The organism is Vibrio gazogenes, from assembly GCF_023920225.1.
Taxonomy (GTDB): Bacteria; Pseudomonadota; Gammaproteobacteria; order Enterobacterales; family Vibrionaceae; genus Vibrio; species Vibrio gazogenes.
The window spans coordinates 795,529-820,124 of the sequence record NZ_CP092588.1 but is presented as its reverse complement, the minus strand read 5'-3'; the positions used below and the strand labels follow the sequence as shown (position 1 = coordinate 820,124).

Here is a 24,596-nt window from a genome sequence, read left to right as displayed (position 1 = left end):
GAATGAAGCAAACTCACTATACGCTGAATCCTACACGCCTAAAGGTGACTTGGGTGTATGACTTATGCTAAAAGTGTTTAGTGTGAGTAGATTAATATTATTAAATAGGTTGATTATGGATAAGACTAATAAGAACATGGCGCCTACCGCTTACGAAGTAGCGAAGCTTGCGAATGTATCCCCCAGTACCGTTTCCCGGTACTTTAACCGAACGTCTTATGTGTCCAATGACAAGACCGCCAAAATAGAAGAAGCGATTCGGGCGTTAGGGTATAAACCTCATATTCATGTTGGTCGCTTCGAAAAAACACGTTCGATGACAATTGGTGTGCTGGTACAAAACCCCGATAGTCCATATACCAGTAGTCTGCTGATAGATATGGAAAAGGTACTGGCCGAACATGGGTATTCACTCCTGATTTCCGTCAATAGCTGGCAGGCGACGTTAATTTCATACTCTTTAGATTATCTGCTTAAAAGCAATGTCGATGCGGTTATCATTATTTCCGGCAATGTTGATAAAAAGCTGATCCAGAAGTGCTCGGAGAAAATTCCGGTCGTTGCGGTCGGATACAATATTGAAGGGGAAAGAATTAAATCTATCTCTTTGGATAATACGATGGGAGGATATTTAGCAACACTGCATTTAATCCAGTTAGGCCATGTAAATATTGCTCATATCAAAGGGTTAGCAGATCATGATGATGCGATCTCACGGTTTGAAGGGTATAAAAAAGCACTCGATGAAGCCGGTATCGGATTCAAAGATAAACTCGTTGTCGAGGGTGATTTTAGTATCAAAACCGGATATGAGAAGATGGTCGAGCTGATTGAATCTAAAGTCTATTTTTCAGCCGTTTTTGCCGCGAATGACTTAACTGCCTATGGTGTCATTCGGGCGCTCAACGAGTATGGATTTAAAGTACCGGATGATGTTTCTGTCATCGGTTTTGATGATCTCCCCATTTCACCTTATTTTACGCCGTCGTTGACGACCTTACGACAGCCCTTAGATGAATTGGGTGCGATTAGTGCGCGATGCATTTTAAAGCTGTTAAGTGGTGAAACCGAAGTTGTCAGACTGCCACCAATTAGTTTAATTACCCGGGACTCCACGAAATCTCGTTATCAATAGTTTGTTATTCGCAGTTTGTTATTAACAACCAGTGATAAACACTCAGTTATTACAATTTGTCATTAATAATATATATCAATAGTTGTTTATGGTTGATATATAATTTTTATCAATAAAAAGGCCGGAAATATAATCATTTCCGGCCTTACAAACAAGTTTCTATGCTAGTTAGCCCCGATCATTGGTGTGCTCTGAAATCATCGAGGAAACTCGCTGTCCAGAAAAATGGCGCATTCCAGTTGACGGTCACTTCGTTCAGTGTCCATGCACCAATGTCATCTTTCCAACACGTCTGTCCGATACATTTCCCCTTCATCGATGATGCAACAGGGTCACTGAAGCTGATCGAGTTTGGGCCACCAGACAGCACACCGGGTGGTACCCGTGGTGAATTCTGATCGATTGAGTGCGCCCAGAAACGATGGTGCGGATTCATCAACGGGCGACTGCCATAACCGGATACATAAGACTGATCAAGCGGATTGCGTCCGAGAATGTAGTCCATGGCATCAATGACTGCGTCAGCGTATTTCGGATCATGAGTAAAGTCATAAGCAATACCTAAGAAGATACTCCGGTTCATGAAATTCGAGTTCGACCCCCATGTATACTCTGTTGCACTGTAAGGAATGTGGTAACCTTCTTTGGCAATTGCGCGCAGATACATATCGGCAGTATGAATAATATTCGCCCGTGCTTTTGCCTTGTCTGCCTTCGGTAACTGATTCGGTACCAGTGCCAGTGTGATTGTTCCCGCAGTGCTGACGCCTTGCCAGTAGAGATCTCCGGTTGCATTCGCATCCCCTTTAGGGGTGGTCAGGTAATAGGGTGAAGACTGAATGGCATCCCGATACTCTTTTTTACCTGTGGTGGTAAATAATTCAGCAGCAGCCCAGTAGAATTCATCACCTAATTGGGTGTCATCGTATGGACCAGAACCAACAAAGTTGTCGTAAGCATACACATTTTTGTGTAAGTTCGCGGCTTTCCATGCTTTTTCGGCTGCAACAAGGCACCGTTTGGCAAAGGCTGGGTCAGTGTCTTTCCAGACCCGTGCGCATTGTGCGGCAGTCGCCGCCAGATTGAGTGTTGCAGCGGTGGTTGGGTAGCTTAAGAAACGTTTTTTGGGATCTTTGTGAGGCGGCAGTGGCATGCCTGTCCATGCATCATCAGCAACCTTGTGGAAAACCATCCCACCGGCGTCAATCTGTGTCAGTTTCAGATGATTCAATTGTTTCGATTGGTCACCAACCGGTACCCAGACTTTCGCATGTTCAGGGGCTTGCATCGCCATCATGAAACTCATCATCCATCTGGATTCATCTAACAGGTCGTTGTATTTATTGTGATTTTCTGGGATTTTTACCTTACCGTCAGCAAACGCACTGGCTTGTTTAGGATGGGCCAGTTTTTCTCGTTCGTAGTAGTTCATCAGGGTCCAGACGGAGATGCCACCGTTGACAACATACTTCCCTTGATCCCCTGCGTCATACCATCCACCGGTCACATCTAAAGAGAAATCACATCCCGGCCAATCATTCCCTTTAGCATCGGTTTTATTAAAACAAGTGACAACCTCGGGAAGATGTCCGGCCGGACGAGCCAGATTTTTGCGCTGTACATATTCGGGCAAAATATCAATGCCGCTCCGCTGTTGATAGAAGAAAGAAAGCGCATCGTATTTCATTTTTCGGTAAATCGAGTTATCAATCGCAAAGGGATGGCTACGTTGACCATCAACTTCTAGCACTGCGTTGCTGACAGGTTTGTGAACATTGCTGAAATCGATAATTTGCACCGGCTCACCGGAGGCTTTATTCAGGCCAAATGGTGTAGTTTTTCCTTGAGCAATTTCATGGTTGTTGGCATCTAACAGTTTCCATGTTAGCGGTGATGTCTTTTGTGTGGCAATCACAGCACGCTTAGGGCCATCAACGAAGTAACCGACTTGATTGACCTGAACCTTCGAGAGGTTGGCTTTTTTGGTGTATTTAGGGCCGGAGAGTGAGATATCTTTGACACAAACAGTCGTCGGATCTGCCTTTCCCATTTGGAATTGAAGCTGCACCTTATCATCGTTGGCTGAAGGTTTGAATGAATAGTGGAATGACTTCAGTTCCGGACTCAAGGCTGTATCTTTGAGAAAGTAGCTGGTATAGGGGGCGCCATCATGTTGAACCAAAGTTTTCACTCGGATCGGTTGGTATGCCTTTGCCTGAAATTGAATTTGGTAAACTTCTCCCTTTTTCAGGGCCAGTCCGGATTGGCCTAAAATGACATCCCAAGGGTTGGCACCTTTTTTATCAAAGGTAATACACCCCATTTGGTCGCTTGATTTCAGTGTTGCACCAGCGGCCCACCATCCATCGGTTCCTTGAGAAAAATGACCATTGGTGAGTAAGTTTTCTGAATGAACATTGTCATGATTGTTAGATGAAGCGGGCTTCACCGAACAACCACTCAATCCTATAACACCGCAACTAATAATAGCTGCGATAGTTAACCGCTTTTGATTCATTTTAACCTCTTTATTTTTTTAAAGAATACAGATAGATATTCATTATGAAATAAATAAGAATTATATCTGTATGGTTGCCTTCCCTTGGTAAATTGGGTTAGATAGTATTTAGAATCGAGATATTCGATATTATTGATAAAACGACAGTTAAAATAATAATGCAAGTGTTAGTTTTTAAATTGTGAAGCTTATTGTTTTTTTGTTTTTCCATATGACTCAATTCATCAGAATTAATGAAAAGAAACATTTCATGGATGATGAATAAATTGTGACTAAAGCCTTCATTTTTATTTTTTGTGGTTATTTGAAATCTTGTTTTCAAATCTAGTTATAGACAAATTTTTATAAATATCATTAGAGTCATTTCACGGTTCCGAGAAGCAAAAAGGTTTGGTGTCTATGCATTTTTATGTGTAAGCATCAAAATACATCTGCCACAACAAGGATATGAGGTTGAACATGATGACAACATTCCGATTAGTTTTTCAGGTAATTTTATTAAATATTTTATTTGTATCTTCCAGTTTCGCTCTCGGTTGGAGTGGTTTGAATTGGTCTGTATCAGACGGCTGGAGAAATGGCGGCAGTGAGTTTGACTGTACATGGCAAGCCAAAAACGTATGGCAAGAATCCGGTGTTTTGATATTGCATGCGAAGAATGAAGGAAGTTATAAGAGTTGTTCAGAAGTGAGAACAACACAGTATTATCGGCGTGGTCGCTATGAAGTTGAAATGCAAGCCGCTGCTGTCCCCGGCACTATCAGTTCATTTTTTACCTACACTGGTCAAGCAGGAACATCCAGTCATTATGAAGTTGATATTGAGTTAATGGGTGGCACTAACTTATTGCATACCAATGTATGGATCGGTGGCCGACAGTTTCCATTAGATATTGATTTAGGTCAGTATGGTATGTCTATTTGGAGTATGGAAAAATATGCATTTACCATTGATGCGAATGGCGTAACATGGGAAGTATTTAGTCGCTATAACAATTCTTGGGTAACGGTCAGACGTGTTAATCAACGTGTGACAAGTTATATGCAATTATTTATGAATGACTGGATTAGTGCCAACCCTAATTTTCCACCTAGCCGTTATAATGGCCGTCCAGCCTATGCGAAATATAGATATGTAAGAGTAAATCGTTATGATTGATCCTGTTGTATTTCAATAGTAGTCCTCGTGACTAGTCATTGAAGAATCGTTCAAATATTAACATATATTAATTTATTATCAGGTTTCCGCCGCGCATCCCCCGCGCAGCGGACCTTTGTTGGCACCTTATTTATATCTGAACCATGTTGAAGTAATTGCTTAAATAAAAGCCGAAATAATAAGTGGAACAAAAAATATACAAAAATAATAAGAAACAGAAATAATAAGAAATTAATTTTATATAGAGCAACGTTAGTAAGAGATTAATTCAATACAAATATAATTGTTTTTATATTTAATTTAGAGCGTTTGAATATTATGAAACAAATAACAGCGAAATCCCTAATTTTATCACTTACACCGATGATTCTTGCCGGGTGTAACTTTGAAAAGAATATTGACCATATCGATGTCAGTAAAAAAAGTAATGATTTAGTCCTATTAGGTACGGGTTCAAGTAGTGATATATCACCTTGGATTCAATCTGAAAAAGATGCTTGGAACCTTATGGCGGTGACTGAAAGTCAAACCAGCACCTCAACGATGAGTGCCGCATTAAGCAATGGTATCGTTGATGTTCAGGTTTCCGGATCAGGTAGCAATATATTGATGATGCAATCGGCATCTGGAATAGACGTGAGTCAATATAAGTCGGGTTATATCCAATTTAAGATTCGGCCGAAGAGTACCCCCCCATCTGCGATAACCGTCTCGATTGATAATGAGTGGCCGGTCAGAAGCAGTCTGGTTTTATCCGGTAAGTTGGCGGATGACCGTAACTGGCAAACGCTCGCGGTGCCGGTTGCATGTATGAAACCTTTTGATGGGGCGAAGGCGGTTGATTTGAGTCAGGTCAAGAATCCCTTCCATCTTGATGTGAAAGAAGCCTTTAATTACGAGATTACCGATATTTCCTATCGGCTAACTACCGATCAAACACCGGTTGTCGATTCCGTTACCTGTGCTGATGCTGCGGCAAAAAATAGTGTCAACCAAGCCCCGGATTTGGTTGCAGGGGATACTGCATTATTTTATTCAGGGGATATAACCAAAGCACAAGATTTGAGTAGTGCTTATCCACCTAATGATTTCAGCGGTAATGTTGAGAGTGTCAATAATGTCATTGCTGTATCGTTCAGTAAGAATAATGGGATGTTCTTAGGCGCTGATGATTCTAAAAGTGATTTTTCTTCCCATGCAACGGATGTCGTGACCGTTGATATGAAAGTCAAGAGTTATGGGGAATCAGGCAGTATTCAAGCCCGAATGGATGGTCAGACGGCTGATACGGGTACATTCTTCTCGTTGGATAGTAGTGTGTTACCGGCAGACGATAAATGGTATCGGTGCCAGATGCTTGTTTCTTCAATGATCCCAACCTCCAATCTGACCTCAGTGAAAAAAGCACTTTATCTTTCTGGGGTATGGGATCAAATGAAGGATCTTGAATTTTCATTCGCCAATGTGGCAGTGATAAAACCGAGAAAAGATTATAACGCGAGTAAACCGTGTATTGCCTTGTAGATATTTTTATTAAGGAGGTTTTTTAAATTACTTCATTCGTATTGTTATTCAGTGGTGATATTAAAAACATATATAAAAAATAATTTATGTTGTTTTAAATTCCAATAATAGGGACATAAACATGAGAGCATTGAAATTAATTTCTGCATGTATTGCAGTGGGTTTACCAATTATATCTCATTCAGCTTTTGCTGATGACGGATTCAGATTTTCTGGATATGCGCGTTATGGTGCAGCTTTTCAGGATAAGGATGAAAAGAAAGTCTCAACAGCGGGTGCGTTGAATGGTAACGCAACCGGGCGGCTGGGGAACGAGAGTAATGGTGGGGAGTTTGGTTTATCAAAAGGGTTCACCAGTGATCTTGGCGATCAATGGGATATTGTGGTGATGTTTGACCACTATTCTGATGAACCTTGGGCGACACCTGGAACCGGTGGTCTCAAAGTCAAAAAAGCGTATGCGAGTGTCACCAACTTTATTGATGCGCAACCTGAATTAAAGGTATGGGCCGGGCGAGATTTCCATCAGCGCCCACAGACGGGTCTGAATGACTATTTCTGGATGACGCATGATGGACAAGGTGCCGGATTTTATAATCTGAATCTGGGTGGCGTAAAACTCGACTTCGGTGCTGTCAGTCAAGTTGATAGCGATCTGGTCGGTGATAACGGCAAATATGCAGTGACGTCAAAAGTACACGGTATCAACTTGTTTGATGATGCGTCGCTGGCGTTTTATGCTAACTACGGTTTTACATCGAAGAAAGCACAAGGAAAGTCTTATTATGGTACCAGGGCGTATCAGTTAGCGGCTGATATCTCGATGTCGGGTCATCACCTCCTTTTCCGTTATGCTGATAATGCGAAAGATAGTGTATTTGAGTTGACTAAAGATCAGCGCGCTTGGTTAGCCAGTTTTGACGGTGCGACCAATATTTCTGAGCAAGCTGCTGTCGAGTACCTTGCCGCATACCAGTTTTTAGATGTGGCAGGTATTGAAGACCGGGCAAACTATAATGTGATTGTGCGACCTACCTATAATTGGGATAGTATTAATTCTACTTGGTTAGAAGCGGGCTATAGCGTTGTTGATTATAAAGATATTAATGCCAAAAACAGTTCATGGAAACTTACACTCTCTCAAAATATTGTGATTGGTTCTCCAATGGCCGCTCGTCCAATGTTGCGTTTTTATACCACGGTCGGTAAAGCAGACAATGAATATGTTGGCTTCGATACTAAGACAGGTAATATGCAATCGACTCAGTTAGACACACTGACAGTCGGTGCGATGTTTGAAGCTTGGTGGTAAGCCATCAGCATTCTGACCAGTAATTTATATCAACCTTATTGATGGTTCAGTAAGGTTGATATTTTGTTTCTGCGGTCTCACATTGTTCTATTTCGCTATTTCGCTATTTCGTTACTGCATTACTGCTCGTTTCTCGTCTCCTCTGATCATCGCTATCCATGGCTTCCGTCAGCCATCTGCTGCACCATAATGATGGTTTTCCTCATAGACACTATGATTTTATGGGGTCGATATCTCATCGTGTTTGATGTTTGGTCATGTTTACCGCTACTGCGCTATAATCAGAAAATGGTAAGAGGACAAAGGATAAGTCAGATGGGGGAAACGCCGTTTTGCATGGTGCTGACCACGATCAATAGCCAGGAAGGTTGTCAGATGATCGTCTCACGTTTGCTGTCTGCACAACTGGTTGCTTGTATTCAAACATTACCGATCAATAGCCATTATCGCTGGGAGGGAGAAATTTGTACCGACCAAGAGATATTGCTGTTGATGAAAACGCAGAGTCGTCATTATCAGGCGGTTGAGTCGGCCATTCGGGAAGTTCATTCTTACGAGGTCCCACAAATTATTCAAATCCCAGTAATGGATGGATTTCAGGCTTATCTTCATTGGGTCGAAACAGTGACACAGCATCCGGAAGAGCGGGGATAAATCAACGGCTCCCTACCTGTGGTGGAACTGTGTCGTTGAAGTACCGACAAGCGGATTCACTGTAAAGGCCTAGTTTTGTAAAGATCGTGGTTTTGCCAAGACAATGGTTTTATCAAGACAATGGGTTTTTGCGTGACGCTGGCTATGATGTCACAGAAAGAAGACCGGATGCTGATGTGAGTATAGGAAAATAGGGAAGAACAGGATAATCTGTATTGAATATCCTTTAATCGATAGACGGCAGTGAGAATGCTCTCAAGGAGTGCAGTAATGTCAGGAAATCAGAATCTACAAACGGTGTTCCACACGCAGATGGAAAATCCACTGATTTGGCCTATTTTGGAAGTGCTGAAGCGGGAATGTTCGGGCTGGAAAGTCCATACGCTTTCAGCCCGGTTGAGTGAGCTGGGTTATGTTCCTGAGTTAGACGCGTCACCGGGAAAGGATATTTTTAAACGCAACTTTTTGATCATGAATGCACTCTATCAACTACAAGAGATACTGTATCCCGAACGTTGGCTTCAAGTTGAGGCGATGGATATTGAGTTACGATTGGTGAGCAGTCATGTCGCGTATTTCATTGATCAATCTGACCCGCTACGCATGTACTATACCGACTGGAGTAATTATGAAGCGAGTGAAGGTGAAGTCAAACGGCTGCTGAATGAATTTTGGACTCGTTATCGGCAATATATTGGTCAGGATGACAATGTGACCGATATGGATCGAGCCAGAGCGTTGCGGTTATTTGAATTACCCGTTGATGCTAGTGATATGGAAATCCGTAAAACATGGCGCAAGCTGGCGCTACGTTGGCATCCGGATCGAGATAATGGGGATACCGAAAGATTCCGCATTTTGTGTGAAGCATGGAATATCCTGCGTCAGACGGCTGTGGATAAGATGATATAAAGGTGACGCTGTCACCTTTATTTCCAACATACAAATAAACCGAGTATGAATCAATCATCAGCCAAAACAGACAAGGATATTTGGCGTCACTTGTGTTTAATGGTCTTTGATCTGACTGCGTTTCGTGCTCTGTTGTAATTGCGATTGCATTTGTTGGTTCAGACTGTTTTCAAACACATCAGCAGGGACTGGCCGTCCATATAAAAAGCCTTGTCCATAGTGACAACCTTCCGCGATGATAAACTGCTCCTGTGCTTCCGTCTCAACCCCTTCAATGATGATTTGTAATTTGAGTTTTTTGGCGACTTGGATGATAGAGCGCACAATTTCTTTGTCCTCTTCACTTTCTGCCAGTGAATGCACAAAGCTTTTATCAATCTTAATACAATCGAACGGAAACTTTTTCAGATAACTGAATGATGCATATCCGGTACCGAAGTCATCAAGCGATAGTGTCACGCCGAGTTGATGAAGAATTTGAAGAATATCACTGGCCACTTTTTCATCGGTGATCAAACCGCTTTCGGTCACTTCGATTTCCAGATGATGAGCCGGCAGTTGATAGGCTTGCAAAAACTGTTTGACTTGATCAACAAAGCGGATATCCCGTAGCTGTTTGGCTGAAACATTGACCGCAATTTTAAAATCGGTCATATAGCGCGTCCACTGGCTGGCTTTTTCGATTGCCGTTTTTAGCACAAAGTTACCCACTTCAAAGATCAGGCCATTTTTTTCTGCCAAGTGAATCAACGTTTCACTGGAGATCTCCCCCAGAACAGGGTGACGCCAGCGCAGTAACGCTTCCGCACCCATCCAAAGCCGTGTTGTCGGACAGACTTTCGGCTGAAAATAAAGCATCAGATCGCCATTTCTCACTGCATGAAGCAAGTAGTTTTCCAATTGATGGAGTCGGAGTTGAGATTGGGCGAGTGCTTCTGAGTGGTAGTAATATAAATGGCCGGAGTCTTTGCACGAAATCATAGCTGCGGAAGCTTGTCCGAGCAGCTCGGTGACCGTGCTGTCTTCTCCGGAAATAGCAATGCCGATATAAGTATGTAAGTGAATCGACTGATGATGAATGTTAAAGACAGTTTTGCTTATCAATACCAATTTCTCGCATAGCATATCCACGTCTCGTTTCAGATCACAGGATTGTACTATCAGTACTAGATCGGTGGAATTAGGGCGAGCTGTTAACCATTCAATCTCTTTAAGTTCCAGCGCTTCGAGTTGTGTATGATAGTGTTTCAAAACGCCTTCCCACTCTTGATAACCAAAGCGGGTTTGCAAATGACGGGCATTACTGAAACCGATATGGATCACGGCAAATCTTTTCCCGTGAGCGGTACAGCTTACCAAACGATTCTTCAGTTCGTCTTCAAGTGCAAAACGGTTGAGAAAACCAGTACTGGGGTCATGGCGCTGATTATATTGCAATTGGCGTTCGACGACTTTGCGACGATCAATTTCTTGGTGTAGCGTCTGCGTCAGATTAACGTAATCGACCGTATCATGAGAAAGCGTGTTTTCAATGTAGTGATTGAGTCGGTTGATCTCAGATTGTTGCGTCAAGATGTTCAAATGGGATTCGATCGCGGACTGAAGGCTTTCCAATAACTGAAATTCAAGCTCATAAAAATGATGTATCTGGTTATCGACAACCACCAACATTCCAAATGGTATTTGATTGGGAAAATAGAGTGGTAACCCAGCATAGGACATAACCGCATCCGGTAAATACGTCGAGAGCGTCGGCTCTTCTTCTATATCGGAGACCCATAGCGGCTGACCTGATTCGAGAACAATCTGATGGAGTTGACAAGCACTGAGCTCATCAAGATTGAGCTCGCTCTGTGAGTGATGATTATGGCATATTCGCTCGTTCATACTTTCACGACAACGCAGCAGCATCACCGTCGGAGAAGAGAGAATCCCAGCAGCGAGATTCACAATATTTTGCCAGTTATCCAGAATGTGCTCTGGGATGATCAGATGGTTCGGGTGATTATTTGGCATGTTGTGATTTTCCTGAGTTCAGCTGTTTCATGAAAGTCAGCACTCTCCCTATAATCTAGCAAAAAAAAGCTTCGAGCACATACTCGAAGCTATAAAAATATCAATGATGAGCACGATATCATTGTTATTGTTTTGTTGCGAATCGGATAAAAGGTTGGAGGTCAATCGGTGCGTGATCATCCACGGCTGGCCAGTGAAAACCGTTCAACTGCATAAAAGCTTCTTTGAATGTCTGATAAGCATCAAGCTGAGAAAAATTATCGGCATTAATTTCGGCCAATAACTGCTGTGTTTTAGTTTGCACTTCCGGAGAAAGTTCGTGCTCATCTAAGCGAATCAGCCGTTCGCCATCAACGGGTACGGTCTCAGGGCCATACAGCTTTGTGGTGAACAGGCGTTGCATCTGACTGTTGCAGTTTTCATTCACGCCTAAAGTGTGCATGACCTGATTCAAAGCAATTAAATAAGGGCTCAGTCCGGGAATAAAAACACTGGCCCGAGTCAGTAACGCCTGACAGACTACCGCATAGGCATGACCACCATAGTTGGCGAGCTTCAGATTGAGAGAATGACTGGTTTGATGTAAATCGACTTTCGCCCGTCCCAGTGTGCCGTCCAGATAGATGGGATGGGTTAATGCTGAGCCAATATAAGAAAATGCTACGGACTGACAACCATCAGCAATTGATTCCGCATTAATCAATGTATCGATCCAGGCTTCCCAGTCTTCTCCGCCCATGACTTTGAGTGTTGCATCGATCTCTTCTTCTAAAGCGGGTTCAAGCATGACATCTTGCCATTGGTCTTGGCCTAAATCGAGCAAGACACTTTCTATTGACTGACCAATCGGTTTAATAGCGGAGTGCCAGAAGCGGTCACTGCCTTCTGCTTTTCTGCGTTTACCGGAGGCAACACTATAGATAATGAGATCCACTTCGCCTTCGAAGTAAGTTTCAATTGCTTCGATGACTGCTTCTTTGGTGTGGCGGGAAAATACATCTCCCTGAATATTAATCGCGGTTCGCCCTTCACGTTGCGCATACTGTTTGAAGTAGTAGTTGTTATAAAAACCGGCATTACCGGACTGATTTGTTTGTGGTGGCTTATCAAGAGATACACCGATTGTGTCAGCTTCAGCACCGCCAAACGTCAGTGCGATCCGAGCAGCAAGCCCAAGTCCGGAAGATGCACCTAAGATGAGGACGCGTTTTGGGCCATGTTGAATCGGTGTTGCGGTCTTCGCATACTGAATTTGTTGTATAATCGATTGCTCGCAACCGTAAGGATGTGCGCTATGTGCAACAACACCATTGATCTTTGGGGTTATGTGCATGTCGGTTACCCTATGATGGTGGTAAATATCATGATGAACGAGTTAAACGTGTTGACTTTTTTCAGTGAACACATCAGCGACATTAACGCAAAATAGCCCGATGTTTATTGAGCTAGGGCAGTAAAAGCTGAACTATGAATCATGATTGCATCTCTGGGGCTGCGGGTTGTTCAAGTAAGGGGTGCAGATGTTGCGCCATCCACTCGGCAATCCAAGGTTGTGCTTGTTCATTGGGATGGAGTCCATCAGATTTTATCCATTCCGGGCGAACAATGACCTGTTCCAGAAAAAACGGCAGTAACGAAACCTTTTTTTCCGTCGCCAGCGTGGGATATATAGCAGCGAAAGCTTTGCTATAGCGCTGCCCATAGTTCGGTGGGATTCGAATCTGCATCAGAATGGCCTGTGCGCCGGATTGCGTGATGAGGTCAATCATTTGGGCTAAATTTTGCTGAGGAATTTGTGGTGAGAAACCACGGAGCCCGTCGTTGGCTCCCAGCTCGAGCAGCACATAATCTGGGGTATGTTGCTGTAACAACTGCGGTAAACGCACCAAACTGTTACCAGTTGTATCACCAGAGACACTGGCATTGACGACGGTGACCGAGCGATTGTACTTTTGTAAGGCTTGAGGAAGCAAACTCGGCCATGCTTGATCGGCTGACATTTGATAACCGGCACTCAAACTATCACCGACAATCAGTAATCGGGTGGCACTATGGGCCTGTAATGAACAAGTCAAAACCAGAAGAAAGGATAACCATCGCATGACGAACACACCTGTGATTTCTGCAAAATGTCTGAGTAAAACAGTGTCTACGAATCAGCAGAATTTGACAATTGTTAAAGAGGCTCATTTTGATATTTATCCAACAGAAAGTGTGGCGATTGTCGGCACTTCCGGGGCGGGGAAATCAACATTGATGGCACTGTTATCCGGATTGGACATTGCGTCTTCAGGTGACGTCGTGTTGTTTGGACAGCCGTTGAGCACGCTTGATGATGAGCAACGGGCGGCGATACGCAGTGAATCCGTCGGCTTTATTTTTCAGAACTTTTTACTGATTCCCAGTTTGTCTGCATTAGATAATGTCACATTGCCCTGTCTGCTTCGGGGAGAGCCTGAAGATCGGGAGCGGGCAATATCGCTGTTAAACGCTGTCGGGCTGGGGGAGCGGCTTCATCATACACCGGCTCAACTTTCCGGCGGGGAACAGCAGCGGGTCGCAATTGCGCGGGCGTTTATGATCCAGCCTCAAATTCTGTTCGCTGATGAACCGACCGGAAACCTCGATCAAAAGACGGCAGCCGTAGTGATTGAACTTTTGTTTCAGCTCAATGAAGAGTTCGGGACCACACTGGTATTGGTCACCCATGATCACCATCTGGCACAACGGTGCCAGCGACGGTTGCAAATGAGTGAAGGACGGATCGAGGAGATTGAATCATGAATTCATCGTATCTGGTCAATCGCTCACTGGTGCGATGGTGCTGGCAGGAGCTTCGACAGGGACAGTTGTGGCTGGTGGTGATGGCGTTTGTGTTGATTATTGCCAGTGTGTTTGCGTTATCTGCAATTGCTCAGCGTATGGATCAAGTGATTGTCAAACAAGGCAAAGATGCCTTAATGGCGGATACGGTTTTTGTCAGTGCCAATCCGATTCCTGACGCATTGATAACCAAAGCTCGGGCATTGGGAGGGACAACCTCGCAGATGACCCAGTTTTCTACCATGCTTTTTAGCGGAGAGGGGATGAAGCTGGTCTTTGTCAAAGCGGTGGACGATGCGTTCCCGCTGCGAGGGACACTGCAATTATCTGACGGTCACGCCGTTCGATCTCATGTTGCGTCAGACGAAGTTTGGCTGGACCCGCAGTTGTTGTCCGATCTCGGGATCAACATCGGAGACCGGATCAGTCTCGGTGATATGGAACATGTGGTTTCCGGCACCATTATCGCAGAGCCGGGATTTAGTTTTAATCCATTCCGTCAGATGCCGACCGTCTTTATCCATCAGTCTCAGATTCCGGAGACGGGTGCACTACAAGTCGGGAGTCGCGTTGAATACCAACTGTTCCTCAACGCCCGGGATGACATCATCCAACAGTTAAAGCAATACGTGACCTTGACGCCCAGTGATGAATGGCGCGATGTCGGCGAACGTTCCAGAACGCAGGATATTTTCAACAAATCCGAGCAATATTTATCATTGGTTGTGATTATCGTGGTGTTGATGGCAACGATGACGTTGTTGCTGACATGCCAGCATTATGTGGCTTCTCGTCGCCAGACTGTGGCGATGCTGAAAAGTCTCGGTGCATCGAAACGCTGGGTGTGGCGTTGGTTGATTGTTCAAGTGTTGATGCTTATGAGTATCGCTCTGTTGTTGGGATTACCGCTGGGATACGGCTTGGAACGATTATTAAGGTTACCGTTAGTTGGGTTACTGCCATCACCATTGCCAGAACTGGGCATGACGCCATTTGTGATGGCACTGCTCAGTAGTTTGCTGGTTGCGATTCCGGGGCTAGGGATTCCTCTTTATCGGTTGATTGATACTGATGCGCTTGCCAGCCTGCAAAGTCATGTACAAGGGAAGCACAAATCTGTTTACTTGTGGGGCTTATGGATTTTTCCCTGTGCCGGTGCCGCGTGGTACTGGGGCAACCAGTTTATGGTCTGGCTGATTTTTGGGGGGATCGTGCTATCTTCTGCGCTTCTCGCCGGGATTGGCTTGCTGCTGTTTCGGGTGGTTCAGGCATTACCGTTAAACGCGGCATTTAAACTGGCACTGAAACGGGTCAATCGCACGCCATTGGCTTCGGGAGTTCAGTTGGGGGCATTGTCTTTGTCGCTGATGCTGTTTGCTGCTTTATGGTTAGTCAGAACGGATTTACTCTCGGACTGGTCAAGTGTATTTCCTGAAAATGCCCCCGATGTGTTTGCGCTGAATATTGCGACACACGAAAAAGATGATTATCTGCATCAGTTACAGCAACTCGATATTGTTCATTCGCCTATTTTCCCGATCATTCGCGGCCGTCTGGCGTTGATTAATGGCACCGATGCGATTCAGTACGCGGGGGGCCGGGAGGCCAGTAATGTGCTGCGTCGGGAAGTGAACTTCACGTGGGCCGAACAGTTACCGGCTTATAATCAAGTCGTTGCGGGGCGCTGGCAGCCAAACAATGGCGTCTCGGTGGAAGAAAGTGTCGCGCGTGAGCTGGGGGTGAAAGTCGGTGATCAATTAACCTTCATGATCAACAGTCAATCCGTCACCGCTCAAGTCAATTCGATTCGGCAAGTGGAATGGCGGGAAATGAAGCCTAATTTTTACTTCATATTCACACCGGATCGTCTGGCTCCACTGTCGGCAACTTGGATGGTGAGTTTTCGCCTCGGCGCCGACGACTCTCGTCAACTCTCACAGTTGGCCCATGCTTACCCAACGGTGAGCCTGCTTGACTTACGTGAAATGACCCAAAAAATTCAAGGGTTGCTCTCGCAAATTATCAATGCCATTTCAATTCTGGCTGTGGTTGGAGTGATTGCCGGTTTACTGCTGATTTATACGTTACTTCGATTGAGTCTTATGCAGCGACAGGAAGAAATGAAACTCTACCGTACCTTAGGGATGAGTCGGCGGCGATTGAGGTGGACCGTGTTGGCCGAGTTTGGTTTGATTGCGATTGTGGCGGGTTGCGTGTCAGGTTTGGGGGCTGATGCCATGGTGGCAGCAATCATCCATTATGCTTTTGAACTCACGCCACGCGTTCATCTGCTGTTATGGGCAATTCAGCCCATATTCGCTTTGTTGATGGTGATGGTTGTGGTCGGGCGTTTGATTCATCAACTGACCCATTCGCGGCATTCCCTGATGAGTGGGTTGAATGTTCAGTAACTTGGCGTTTCTCAGGTTCCCCGGTACTGGGCGGGGAACCTGCGTGATTCCGGATTGCATTTCAGGGGGCAGGACAGGAATGAATAACCGCGTCCTTGATAACGACCATAAGATCTCAAACCGATGTTTTGGGGTTGCCAGATGCTCAAATTTGAGGGGGTGTTACCGATATTTCCCCCATACACAAATGCAAACTCATCTATAGACAAGTCACCATGAAACATGATAACTAACTAGTTCTTATCAATCAGATAAAGTTAGCTCCCCTCATGATGCATGATATAACAACTATGGCGATTACGGTCTTTATGGGTTTTTTTGCCATGATGAATCCTATTGCTAATACCGCCGTATTCATCGGAATGACCGCGAACCAAAATCAGCAACAGCGAAAAAATACCACCATTAAAGCACTACTCACTGCTTTTTTTATCATCACCGCTTTCTGTCTGCTGGGAAAAGGTATCTTCGAAGTTTTTGGTATTACCTTGCCGGCATTACGGCTTTCTGGTGGTATTTTAGTCTTTATCGTCGGTTATAATATGTTACATGGTAGCGCTTCCAAGCTTCACTCTCATTCAACGACCACGCCAGATGACGACGATAGAGATATTGCCATTTCACCGTTGGCGTTGCCAATTCTGGCTGGCCCCGGCACCATCGCGACGGCCATGAACTACTCCGCATCCGGAGAAATGCTGCATATTGTGATCACGATTATTTCATTTGCTTCCCTGTGCCTTATTACTTTCGTGTGCTTTTTGTATGGCGCCAAATTGATTGAGAGAATAGGCGAGGCGGGAGTTAGTATTACAACAAGATTAATGGGCCTTATTCTCACCATCATCGGCGCTCAAATGTTCATACAAGGCGTTCACGATGCATATATACTCTTCCAGAGTTCGAATATAGGCAGCTAATACGGTCGTTTATTCATTTGTGTTCAGTGTTAACCGACGGGAGAAAAATGGTAGTTCGACTGATTCAAATAAAAAGGGAAGAACGGAAAATCCTTGAGAATCTGTTTTTCTATTACATATACGATATGTCAGAGTATATGAAATGGAATCCTGATCATGAGGGGAAGTTTAGTTATGATCCGTCAAGTTTCGATCTGTATTGGCAGCAAAAGGATCATATACCTTACTTCATTTATGTAGACACCGAACTAGCCGGTTTTGTGTTGGTTCGTCGTTACCCGAGTGATTTATCGACGTATGATGTGGCTCAATTTTTTGTACTGCGTAAGTTTAAAGGTCAAGGTGTTGGTAAAGAAGCTTTAGCGCAAGTCGTGAATGCTTTTCCGGGGAAGTGGCAGATTCGTATTCTTCTGGAAAATTCCGGGGCACTATGTTTCTGGAAGTCTGCGGTTTCGAACATTGTTGGGGAAGATTACCGTGTGTCCAAAGCCAATGACGTTGATCTTGTCATGTTCTTTATCCACTTCGAGACCATTGATTAGCCGGACGACTTGGATTTTGTCAATGAAAGAGCACTCAATCAGCGTGAATAGCGTATTTTACCGGATGATTTCCTGATTATATGCATATAAACTTTCTGTTTTCTGCCTGAATGGTGCAGATAATGTTTGGTTAAAAGACGTTTTGAGAGCAAAGGACGATTCAACAATACAATGAGTACATTCAATTATATTAATCTGGCTGTTTTCGCATCAGGCTTGTTCCCACTTTTCATCTTGATTTCCGTTTTAAAAATAAAGCAGCCGAAATACCATGGTTATTGGGTTTTTGGTATTATATGTATCATGATTTCAGGTCTACTTGCGGGAACGTTAACTTTATTAGGCGGTTTGATTAAATCTTATGCAGATGAATTGCAAGGTGTGGAGCAAGCCACTTTCACTGTGGAACTATGGCTTTATATTGTTCCTGCATCTATCGCAGCTATCGGTGTTAACTTGATTAGTCAGTATCTTGTGTCTGAAAAAGAAAGTTTACCTAATAATATGAAGTAGTCGACTTCATCCTGCCGCGAATTTGGAGGCTTAAAATTCGCGGCAGCATTATCCAGTGTCATATAAAGTAGAGGAAGTAAGCTCATATGATGAATAATCTGTTTACTTATGTTTTAGCGATGAAAGAGAATATCGCGGGTTTATCCGTACTGGAAGAAACACGACATGATAACCGTGTTGAAGATGATGGTCATATCATCGAAAACAGTGAATTAGTGGTAAGGTTTGAGAATGGTGTAATACTGAGAAAGCAAACAGAGGTCGATCAGACTGAACCAGTGAATGATGAAATCTGTGCTGAATGTTGGATTACCTATGAGGTGCTCTCACAGCCTGAACATGTGACAATTACACCGAATCGAAAAAGTTTTACAAATCAGTGCCAGGAAAATTTTTGGTTGAAGATTAATCAGACGCAGACCAGTACACATCACCATTAGCCTGCTCTTCTCGTTCTAACCTATCGGCTGTGGTGATCAATAAACATTCACCATCTTGCCTTAGGTTTTTCCTTCCTTATATATCACCCTCAGATTTTTACCGTCGATATTTTTTGTAATGTACTTCGCAATATATCTGGTCACTGAACCATGGGTAAAAATTACCGCATAGAATTCTCAATCCCAGCACTGGACTCTTATTGTTATTAGAGATAACTAATACATGAATATATTGAACCTTGTTCATAAACATTAAATTTGCCTCTTAAATGGACTGAGCAAAACATATTCATTGTCTATGATTTAACATTGTTCCAAATATTAACGACAGTCAACGAGCTGACAAATTTATTTGTACAGTGACATTGATACATAAATAAGAGGCTTAGATGAAAAAGATTCAATCAACAGTATTCGCTGCGATTGTTTGCAGCCTGATTGGTGTGAATGGCAGCTATGCAGCGCAAAGTTCACAACATCTGAAGAATATACAAAATCAACAAGATTCAGAAGTCGATATAGATATTCTGATCAATGGTAACTTTCAAGGAGATACCGGCTGGTGGGCGTCTGGCGGTACCTTCAATACTCAGGATCAAATGGGATGTATTACATTCACCAATGGCGGAGAGAATCCGTGGGATGTGGTTTTAGGTCAGTCGAATCTAAAATTACTAAAAGATCAAATTTATACCCTCCGATTTAGTGCAATGGCCAAGAATGCAGCTGATTTAAAAGCGGTCATTCAGCACGATGGTGAACCTTACACCAACTATCTCAATCAGACGCTGCCTTTAACTAACACAGTTCAGTCATTTGAATTTCAGGTGAAACCGTCTGCCAGAGATAAAAAAGCACAGTTGGCTTTTCAGGTTGGGGCACAACCGGCGAATACCGTGTGCCTGAGTGATATCTCCTTGTATGGTCCGCAATACGAAGAAGAAGATATGCGTTCAGCAGTGCGTGTCAATCAGGTGGGTTATCTGTTAAATGCCAAAAAACGGGCTACTATTCAGACCGATACTCAGACACCATTACCGTGGCAATTGTTAGACGCTCAGGGAACCACGATTGCAGAAGGTCAAACCATTCCCTTTGGTTTTAACAGTGGCTCAGGAGAACAGGTTCAGATTGCTGACTTCAGTCAGGTACAAACACCACAAGAAGATATCATCCTTGAGGTAGACGGCCAGAAAAGTCATCCGTTTGATATCAGTCATGATATTTACAAGACAATGAAATATGATGCTCTGTCTTTCTTTTACCAACAACGTAGTGGCACTGCGATTGAAAATGCTTACGTTCAGCGCGCTGATTTAGCCCGCCCGGCAGGTCATCCACAAGAAATCGTGACTTGCTTTAATCAAACCGACGCGAAAGGGAATGATTGGCCGGGATGTGATTTTTCTCTGGATGTCACAGGAGGATGGTACGATGCCGGCGACCACGGGAAATATGTGGTGAATGGCGGGATTTCGGTCTGGACCCTGATGAATTATTACGAACGTGAGAACCTTCATAAAACCAATCCGATCAGTGCATTTGCTGATGGCATGGTTCAGATCCCAGAGCAGTCTAACCAGTACAATGATTTACTTGATGAAGCCAAATGGATGATGGACTTTATGCTGGCAATGCAAGTACCGGCACATAAAAAAGTCTCGGTGCCTGTTGGCGATCAATCCGGTGATCTGTCTGAGTTAAAACTGACAGAAATCGATGCCGGTGGCATGGTTTTCCATAAAATTGCCGATGCAGAATGGACTGGCGTACCGCTTCCGCCTCATGACGATACCCAACCACGTTTCCTGAGCTATCCAAGTACAGCCGCGACATTAAACTTGGCAGCGACGGCGGCACAATGTGCCCGTATTTGGCGTCCTCTGAACGCGACTTATGCAGACAAATGTCTATCGGCGGCTGAAAAAGCATGGCAGGCGGCTAATGCGCACAAAAATGTATATGCCTATGATAACTTTAACGGTTCCGGTCCTTATGGCGATACCAATGTGGCGGATGAATTCTACTGGGCTGCTGCAGAATTGTTTGTTACGACGGGTAAAGATGAATACAAAACCGCGCTTGAACAATCCCCTTATTATTTAACCACACCGACGACAAGCGATGATCTAACATGGTCTAATATGGGCAGTGCCGGTACGGTTTCGTTAGCACTCTTACCGAATAACCTCGATAAAAGCACGATTGAGAAGGCTCGTGCAAATCTTCTCAAAACAGCGGACATCTATGAGGCCAGTGTCAAGACACAAGGGTATCTGATTCCTTATCAGAGCGATCAATATCCATGGGGTTCAAACTCTAATCTCATGAATCGCAGTATTTTCCTCGGGCTTGCTTTTGATTGGACGAAAACACAAAAGTATTTACAGGCCATGTCTGATTCAATGGATTATATTTTAGGACGTAACCCGATGGATCATTCTTATGTTTCAGGGTATGGCACTTATCCGCTACTGAATCCTCACCATCGGTTCTGGGCACATTCTGAAAATCCGGATCTGCCTATCGTCCCACCGGGTGTTATCTCTGGCGGACCGAACTCTATTGACTTCAGTGATCCGGTTGCTGCCACGCTGAAGGGAAATTGTACCGGGCAAACCTGCTGGATTGATGATATTGGCGCCTGGACAATGAATGAAGTGACGGTGAACTGGAACGCGCCTTTCTTCTGGGTGGTTAGTTTCTTGGATGAACATGCATCTTGGTAAAGGAGCCGTTTCTTAGATAAGTTTCTTTTCAGAGTACACATCTCGCTTTTGATACCAATGCCTCCGCATATGCGGGGGCATTTTACGTTATGTCAGATGATGATGGTATCTGACACAGACACCGCTTCATCACGGAAAGCCATTTTTGATTGTTTTTGAACATCTATGATTTATTTAGCATAGATACAATTTATTTTTGTCGGTTTTAAAGTACCAATGCTTCCAGAATCGATACTTTAATATGATGATATACTTCATAGATAATATTTTTAATATCAGTAAGATAGACTCATATTAGTTTCTTATTTTAATTCACTGGCGATTTCACCGATTTTTCTAACATTTTTATATACATTTTCAGTTGACCTTTATAGTCAGGTATAGTCGGATATATCATTTTATGCTTAGGCTAGACTGCCATTTTTGATTGATCTGATCAGTGCGAGGAGGAACAGTGTCTGGAAAAACGGTTGGTAGTGCGATTTTGATCCTCGTGATCGGTAACTTCTTCGCCATTTTTTGTGATGTGTTTATTAAGATGGCAGGCAGTAGTGTATCTGTGTATCAGTTTACTTTCATGCGGCTGCTGATGAGTTGTATTGTTGTACTGCCACTGGCCTATAAGCATATTCACTTTAAAGGGGATATTGGCCTTAAACTGCATGTATTAAGAGGTAATCTTTGGGTATTGGCGAGTATCTTATTGGTCTTTTCTTTGACGCAGCTCCCTCTGGCTACGGCGAATGCAGTGTTTTATATCGCTCCAATTCTGATCGTGTTGTTTGCGGGGATTTTCTATAAAGAGAAAATTACCGCCGGTATTGTGATTGCTGCGGTGTCTGGCTTTGCCGGGGTGCTGATCATTTTGCGTCCTTCAGAAGTCAGTTGGGGCATGATCAGTGCGATATCATTTTCTGTGGTGTTGGCGACCAACAGTTTGTTGATCCGTAAGTTGCCGAAAAATCAGAATCTATTCTTCGGGCTGTTGATTACCCATGTGTCTGCTTTACCACTAACGGCTTGTTTGGCGCTTTGGGAAGGTGAATCTTGGAATTTTGATGGTTTACTGTACGCTGGCGGCTCTGCCGTGTGCTCTATTTTTTATAGTTTGGCGTGCTTACAAGGTTATCGTTATGTGGCATCCAGCCAAGTGAGCAGTGCGGAGTATTCTGGGTTGTTATTTGCAGCGATATTGGGTTGGATTATCTTTAACGAGCCGGTCGATATGTTCCTCGTGTTCGGGGCTTTGTTTATTATTTTACCGTTGGCATATTTGAGTCATCAGGATCGGCGCAAGCGCAAAGCTGAAGAGCGTTTGTCTGTGGTTCGGTCTCAACTCGATGCCGGCTAAGTGAATCGAAAGTATATGATGGTTGAGAATATATGATGATTAAGAAGAAGGTTCGTTGGGGAGTTGCTGGGCTAGGCCGAATCGCCCATCGTTTTGTCAAAGACCTGACACAGCATGTTCCAAATAGTGAGTTATATGCCGTCGCAGCAAAAGACCAGCAGCGAGCAGCGACGTTTGCTGATGAATATCAGTGTCACAGAAGTTATGGTTCATATCAGGCGCTCGCACAAGACCCAAACGTTGATGTGGTCTATGTTGCGACCATTCATCCTCTTCACAAAAGTGTGGTTGAGCTGTTTCTAAAACACGGGAAACATGTCTTGGTTGAAAAACCAGCATTTACCAATGTCAATGACTGGGATGAAATGGCCTCACTTGCACAAGAACAAGGCTTACTGTTAGTTGAAGCCATGAAGTCAGTCGTTTTCCCCGCTTATCAATCATTGCGGCAGTTTATCCGGGAACACAGCATAAAAATCGACACGGTGGAGGCGGCCTTTGGCAATTGGCATGAGTTCGACAGCCAGTCGCAACTATTCAATCCTGATTTATGTGGCGGAGCAACGTTAGATGTTGGTGTATATGCGCTATGGCTCTATGTTGATTTATGCCAACTCACGAACAGCACGGTATCCAAACCAACGGTGCAATATCGTCAAGATAATACTCAATCGGAAGTAGACGAATATGTTGAATTCATTTTTGATGGTGACATCAATGGTCGTGTTGGCGCCTCTATTACACGAGATCTAAAACGTGAAGCGATCATTCAAGGGCCGGATGTCAGAATCATCATCCATGACAAATGGTGGAACCCGCAACATATTGATCTGTTCTATCAAGGCAACAATCATAAGATTATGTCCCCTGCGAGAGGTGGCGGGTTTGAATACGAGATTGAACACATCGCTTCGCTGATTCTTCAGCAGCAGTATCAGTCCGACCTGATATCGGCTGAGACGAGTCGAAAGGTGATTGCAATCATGGAAACGAGTTTAGTTGAAAACGGCTTTGAGTATCTGGTCCATTCAATCAGGTAGGGCAGAGGTCACACAAGAGCCAGTCGTATTACATGACTGGCTCTGAAGGATGTTAGTTTTGCGCGAGTTTTACTCGGATAGTACTTTTCGCGACGCTTGAAAGGTTGAGGGTTTTGAGAGCCGCTTTTGCTTCATTGTCGTCGGGCATTTCGACAAACGCGAAGCCTTTGGATAATCCCGTTTCTTGGTCTAAAACCAAATTGCACTCAGTGACAGTGCCATGAGCAGAAAAAAGAACACGAATATCGTGCTCAGTCATTGTACGCGCTAAATTGCGAACTAAAAGTTTCATATTGTTTTGCCTAATGTAAGTTACGACACAAGTGTCTCAGTTATGGCGAAGTAAGCCAAGGTAAAATTGGTGATGAGTTGGAATCGAGACTCATTCCCGTGCTTCCCTGACTTGAGGGGGTGAATATGCAGTTGTCCGAGCAGTTATCCACAAAAACAGTGGATAAAGTTTGGGATAAGTGGACAAGCATGACTAATGGTTTGAGATATCACATGTGTACATTCAATATGTTACCATCGGTTTTGAAGTGTTGAGAACCTTAAATTCGAGATGGATAGAGTCCTCGTCAAGTACTTTTTTTGAAAA

Annotated in this window: 20 protein-coding genes; 15 read left to right on the top strand and 5 right to left on the bottom strand. The window is 43.9% G+C overall.

From position 1 onward, the window contains the following. Window positions 1-115 precede the first annotated feature (115 nt). A complete protein-coding gene (locus MKS89_RS19290; RefSeq protein ID WP_072955608.1) occupies window positions 116-1,135 on the top strand; it encodes a LacI family DNA-binding transcriptional regulator in 1,020 nt (339 codons plus the stop codon). 178 nt (window positions 1,136-1,313) lie between these two features. Here MKS89_RS19290 and MKS89_RS19285 read toward each other — a convergent pair whose 3' ends face one another. After that, window positions 1,314-3,653, bottom strand: coding sequence for a glycoside hydrolase family 9 protein (locus tag MKS89_RS19285; protein WP_077316531.1), 2,340 nt, complete (start codon window positions 3,651-3,653; stop codon window positions 1,314-1,316). Window positions 3,654-4,112: 459 nt separating this feature from the next. Between MKS89_RS19285 and MKS89_RS19280 the strand changes: the two genes are divergently transcribed. The 5 genes from MKS89_RS19280 (at window position 4,113) to MKS89_RS19260 (ending at window position 9,213) form a co-directional block, all read left to right on the top strand. Beyond that, on the top strand, window positions 4,113-4,811 hold the full coding sequence (locus tag MKS89_RS19280; protein ID WP_072955611.1) for a family 16 glycosylhydrolase: 699 nt from the start codon (window positions 4,113-4,115) through the stop codon (window positions 4,809-4,811). A gap of 318 nt (window positions 4,812-5,129) precedes the next feature. Further along, window positions 5,130-6,335, top strand: a complete 1,206-nt coding sequence (locus MKS89_RS19275; RefSeq protein ID WP_072955613.1) for a putative glycoside hydrolase — start codon at window positions 5,130-5,132, stop codon at window positions 6,333-6,335. A 121-nt stretch (window positions 6,336-6,456) separates the two neighbouring features. Continuing rightward, the gene (locus tag MKS89_RS19270) at window positions 6,457-7,647 is read left to right on the top strand and encodes a carbohydrate porin (RefSeq protein ID WP_072955615.1); all 1,191 of its coding nucleotides are present in this window, start codon (window positions 6,457-6,459) and stop codon (window positions 7,645-7,647) included. 315 nt (window positions 7,648-7,962) lie between these two features. Continuing rightward, window positions 7,963-8,301, top strand: a complete 339-nt coding sequence (cutA, locus tag MKS89_RS19265) for a divalent-cation tolerance protein CutA (protein ID WP_072955618.1) — start codon at window positions 7,963-7,965, stop codon at window positions 8,299-8,301. 270 nt (window positions 8,302-8,571) lie between these two features. Next, window positions 8,572-9,213, top strand: a complete 642-nt coding sequence (locus MKS89_RS19260) for a DNA-J related domain-containing protein (RefSeq protein ID WP_072955620.1) — start codon at window positions 8,572-8,574, stop codon at window positions 9,211-9,213. A gap of 96 nt (window positions 9,214-9,309) precedes the next feature. Here the strand turns inward: MKS89_RS19260 and MKS89_RS19255 are convergent, their stop codons facing one another. The 3 genes from MKS89_RS19255 to tesA form a co-directional block, all read right to left on the bottom strand. After that, window positions 9,310-11,229 (bottom strand): sensor domain-containing phosphodiesterase, encoded by a 1,920-nt coding sequence (locus tag MKS89_RS19255; RefSeq protein WP_072955621.1) that lies wholly within the window; start codon window positions 11,227-11,229, stop codon window positions 9,310-9,312. Between the two features lie 124 nt (window positions 11,230-11,353). Further along, on the bottom strand, window positions 11,354-12,562 hold the full coding sequence (gene fabV / locus MKS89_RS19250) for an enoyl-ACP reductase FabV (protein ID WP_072955623.1): 1,209 nt from the start codon (window positions 12,560-12,562) through the stop codon (window positions 11,354-11,356). A gap of 139 nt (window positions 12,563-12,701) precedes the next feature. Next, window positions 12,702-13,331: a multifunctional acyl-CoA thioesterase I/protease I/lysophospholipase L1 gene (gene tesA / locus MKS89_RS19245; protein WP_072955625.1), complete on the bottom strand. Its 630-nt coding sequence runs from the start codon at window positions 13,329-13,331 to the stop codon at window positions 12,702-12,704. On the opposite strand from tesA, the gene MKS89_RS19240 reads away from it, so the two are divergent. From MKS89_RS19240 to MKS89_RS19200, 9 genes are all read left to right on the top strand, one after another. After that, the gene (locus tag MKS89_RS19240) at window positions 13,330-14,013 is read left to right on the top strand and encodes an ABC transporter ATP-binding protein (protein WP_072955627.1); all 684 of its coding nucleotides are present in this window, start codon (window positions 13,330-13,332) and stop codon (window positions 14,011-14,013) included. The genes tesA and MKS89_RS19240 overlap by 2 nt on opposite strands. Further along, a complete protein-coding gene (locus MKS89_RS19235) occupies window positions 14,010-16,463 on the top strand; it encodes an ABC transporter permease (RefSeq protein ID WP_072955629.1) in 2,454 nt (817 codons plus the stop codon). Before MKS89_RS19240 ends, MKS89_RS19235 begins: the two co-directional genes overlap by 4 nt. A gap of 272 nt (window positions 16,464-16,735) precedes the next feature. Further along, complete coding sequence (locus MKS89_RS19230) at window positions 16,736-17,383, top strand: MarC family protein (RefSeq protein ID WP_072955760.1); 648 nt, start codon at window positions 16,736-16,738, stop codon at window positions 17,381-17,383. Window positions 17,384-17,430: 47 nt separating this feature from the next. After that, window positions 17,431-17,925 carry a GNAT family N-acetyltransferase gene (locus tag MKS89_RS19225; RefSeq protein ID WP_072955630.1) on the top strand — a complete coding sequence of 165 codons (495 nt, stop codon included), beginning with the start codon at window positions 17,431-17,433 and terminating at the stop codon, window positions 17,923-17,925. Between the two features lie 171 nt (window positions 17,926-18,096). After that, window positions 18,097-18,438, top strand: a complete 342-nt coding sequence (locus tag MKS89_RS19220; RefSeq protein WP_072955632.1) for a hypothetical protein — start codon at window positions 18,097-18,099, stop codon at window positions 18,436-18,438. Window positions 18,439-18,524: 86 nt separating this feature from the next. Continuing rightward, window positions 18,525-18,878, top strand: a complete 354-nt coding sequence (locus MKS89_RS19215) for a hypothetical protein (RefSeq protein ID WP_235862523.1) — start codon at window positions 18,525-18,527, stop codon at window positions 18,876-18,878. A 389-nt stretch (window positions 18,879-19,267) separates the two neighbouring features. Further along, window positions 19,268-21,607: a glycoside hydrolase family 9 protein gene (locus MKS89_RS19210; RefSeq protein ID WP_205409185.1), complete on the top strand. Its 2,340-nt coding sequence runs from the start codon at window positions 19,268-19,270 to the stop codon at window positions 21,605-21,607. 454 nt (window positions 21,608-22,061) lie between these two features. Beyond that, on the top strand, window positions 22,062-22,958 hold the full coding sequence (locus MKS89_RS19205) for a DMT family transporter (protein ID WP_072955634.1): 897 nt from the start codon (window positions 22,062-22,064) through the stop codon (window positions 22,956-22,958). Between the two features lie 32 nt (window positions 22,959-22,990). Next, a complete protein-coding gene (locus tag MKS89_RS19200; protein ID WP_315972526.1) occupies window positions 22,991-23,998 on the top strand; it encodes a Gfo/Idh/MocA family protein in 1,008 nt (335 codons plus the stop codon). A 52-nt stretch (window positions 23,999-24,050) separates the two neighbouring features. On the opposite strand, the gene MKS89_RS19195 is transcribed toward MKS89_RS19200, so the two are convergent. Further along, window positions 24,051-24,290: an RNA recognition motif domain-containing protein gene (locus MKS89_RS19195; RefSeq protein ID WP_072955636.1), complete on the bottom strand. Its 240-nt coding sequence runs from the start codon at window positions 24,288-24,290 to the stop codon at window positions 24,051-24,053. Window positions 24,291-24,596 lie beyond the last annotated feature (306 nt).